This is a genomic window from Pseudomonadota bacterium (genome assembly GCA_034660915.1).
In the GTDB taxonomy this organism is placed as follows: Bacteria; Desulfobacterota; Anaeroferrophillalia; order Anaeroferrophillales; family Anaeroferrophillaceae; genus DQWO01.
Genome location: JAYEKE010000150.1, coordinates 1 through 2,658, shown reverse-complemented (window position 1 = coordinate 2,658; position 2,658 = coordinate 1). Strand labels below are relative to the sequence as shown.

Annotated in this window: 2 protein-coding genes; both read right to left on the bottom strand. The window is 44.6% G+C overall.

Annotation, left to right across the window (positions count from 1 at the left end; all coding sequences use genetic code 11):
• On the bottom strand, positions 1-468 hold a 468-nt coding region (locus U9P07_08805; GenBank protein ID MEA2109502.1), incomplete at its 3' end, for an OmpA family protein.
• Positions 469-659: 191 nt separating this feature from the next.
• Entirely contained in the window at positions 660-2,021 is a 1,362-nt protein-coding gene (locus U9P07_08800; protein ID MEA2109501.1) for a DPP IV N-terminal domain-containing protein, read from the bottom strand.
• Between the last annotated feature and the right edge of the window lie 637 nt (positions 2,022-2,658).

Sequence of the window (2,658 nt, the reverse complement as noted above, 5' to 3'; positions counted from 1 at the left end):
TTTTTCTTCACCATAACTGATGGTTTCCAGTTGGTTGGGAGATATTCCCTGGTAGACAAGGTATTTTTTGGCGCTGGACGCCCGCCGCTCTCCCAGGGCCAGGTTGTATTCGTTGGAACCCCGTTCATCGCAATTGCCCTCAATCCTGACAACTGCTCCGGGATTGTTTTTTAACCACTGAGCATTTTCAGTGAGCTGGTCCCGGGAAAGATCTTTAAGATTATACTTGTCAAAATCAAAATAGACGGGGCCCAATTTATCCCCTACGGCAAGCATTGGTGTGGCAGAAAGGGCAGCTTCCTCGACCGCCGGTTTTTCCGGGATAATTTTTGCCGGTTCGGTCATGGCTGCCGGCTGGGAGACTTTTTCTTCTTCAACCTTTTTGGTCTTGCAGGTGGCACAAGCGGAAAACATCACCGCGACACTTGCCAGCAGAACGAATAGCATAGCCATTTTCACATGTTTCATAATTGTGTCTTCTCCTTTCCATTCTAATTTGAAAAAAGTTAATTGTCAGTTAGTAGCTTTCATCCAATCACCAATAACGTCTTTTTTTTAAAAAATCAAGTTAATAAGCTGGATTTATCGATAATAAAAATCATGTTTTACTGGTTTTAAGCTTTCCTTGTTGAGGTCCGCGGATTATTTTTACGAAGTCATTACTGATTTCCTGACCATGTGGGACTTTTTTTATCCAGCTTTCCCCGGGTTATTGTTTTAATGTCCAGGCCATGAAGGTTCATCACCATCAGCTGTCTGATATCGCTGGAAGACGAAGTGAAAACAATATGTTGTCCGTTGGGAGACCAGGTCGGATCTTCATTGTTCCCTTTCAGATAGGTGAGTTGCTGCAGGCCACTGCCGTCAGGATTGATGGTGCAGATCTGGAAGCTGCCGTCAATAATGGAGGTAAAGACAATTTTATTATTGAATTCTGACCAGTTGGGATGAGCATTGTAGCTGCCGGAACGGGTTATGCGCCGCAGATTATTGTTGCCCAGCTCCATAGTGTAAATCTGGGGGCTGCCGGCCCGGTCCGAGACAAAAGCAATTTTCTTCCCTGATGGAGACCAGCAGGGAGAGGCTTCATTCGCCCAGTTTTTGGTCAGTCGCTTGAGCAGCCGGCCGGTGTTTGCTGAAATAATGCTGATCTCACTGTTGTCTTCAAAACGTTGCATGAGCACAATCCGGGAGGCGTCTTTGGACCATTCAGCCGCCGCGTTGATCCCCTTTTTGCGGGAAATCAGCCGTTCCCGGCCCCGGTTGAAATCAATAACATAGAGGTCGGGGTTCCCCTTTTTATAGGAGGTAAAAGCAAGTTTTGTCACCTTCGGAGCCCAGGACGGCGAAAGATTGATGGCCCTGTTATGAGTAGCCTGTTTCAGCCCGGCACCATCATAGTCCATGATATATATTTCCTGGCTTACCCCATGGCGATCTTGTTTTTTGCCGACAAAGGCAATCTTTGAAGAAAATTCTCCCGGCAGCCCGGTGATTGCCTTGACCACTTCATTATCAAATTTATGGGCCATGAGCCGTTGATCCTGCAGGCGTCCGCGGTATCGTTTGCCGATGATCATTTTTCGGCTGAAGACATCGAACAGGCGCAGTTCAAGAATAAACTGATCGTTGGTCTGGTAATAACCGCCCTTGATGAGCAGCTCGGCCCCGATCAGTGACCAGTCCTTGAAATCAAATGTGCCCAGGGAAATGCCGCTTTTCCGACTGTTTTCCAGGTAGGTGCTTGAATCTCCCAGAACATTGAAAAAAGTCGAGAAATCCAGATCATGGATCATGACCTCCCGGCAGGTATCCGCCAGCTTTCCTCCCTGTTTCCGGCCATCAAGTGATCTCAAGGGAGCGATGGCCAGGGGAATCTTGCGGATATGGGGTTGATTGATTTCCAGATATATTTTGCTGCCGGCAGACTGGGGGGCGCACAGGAGAGCGAAAACCAGCAGTATCAGAACGGCTGAAAAATTTTGCAGTTTGGTACATCGTTGTTTATGAGAGCGTTTCATGCATTTTCCCATCATTTAGTATCTTACTCCTGAAAACCTGTCACTCTTTTCAGTACCCCCTTGAGGGGTAAAAAAACAAGAAATTCTTTTTAACCACCCATTCGCTACGCTCACTGGAGAACACGAAGAACACGAAGAAAAAAGATTGCATCTTTGTGCTGCCGTGAGTTTTTTATCTTTTTTGACAATATGAATGATTTCACCATGAAGTTCATGAAGATTCTTTACAACACAACACTTCATGTTCTTCATGTCTTCATGGTAAAATAAAATCTGGGTTGTGGACGTAGCCTGCGTTAGTTATCTATTTAAATTGAGTTGTTAGATGAATGGTTACAAGATGTTTTGCTATTACAAACTTTCATTCATTGGGTGTTATTCTTAACCAACCTAAGCCGGCATAGCCGGAACCAAAAAAAGATTTTATATGAAAATACGTTGGATATGTAATGACCACGAAGCACACGAAGAGCACGAAGGACTAAAAAATTGTTTTTCTTCGTGTCTTTCGTGTTCTTCGTGGTTGCATTCATTTTTTGATTTTATTTTGGAGCTATTCTCTATCATTAGTCAACTAATTAACAGCGTCCCTAATCATGACTTATTATCATTGTATATCATGCGGATCAAAGGTTAT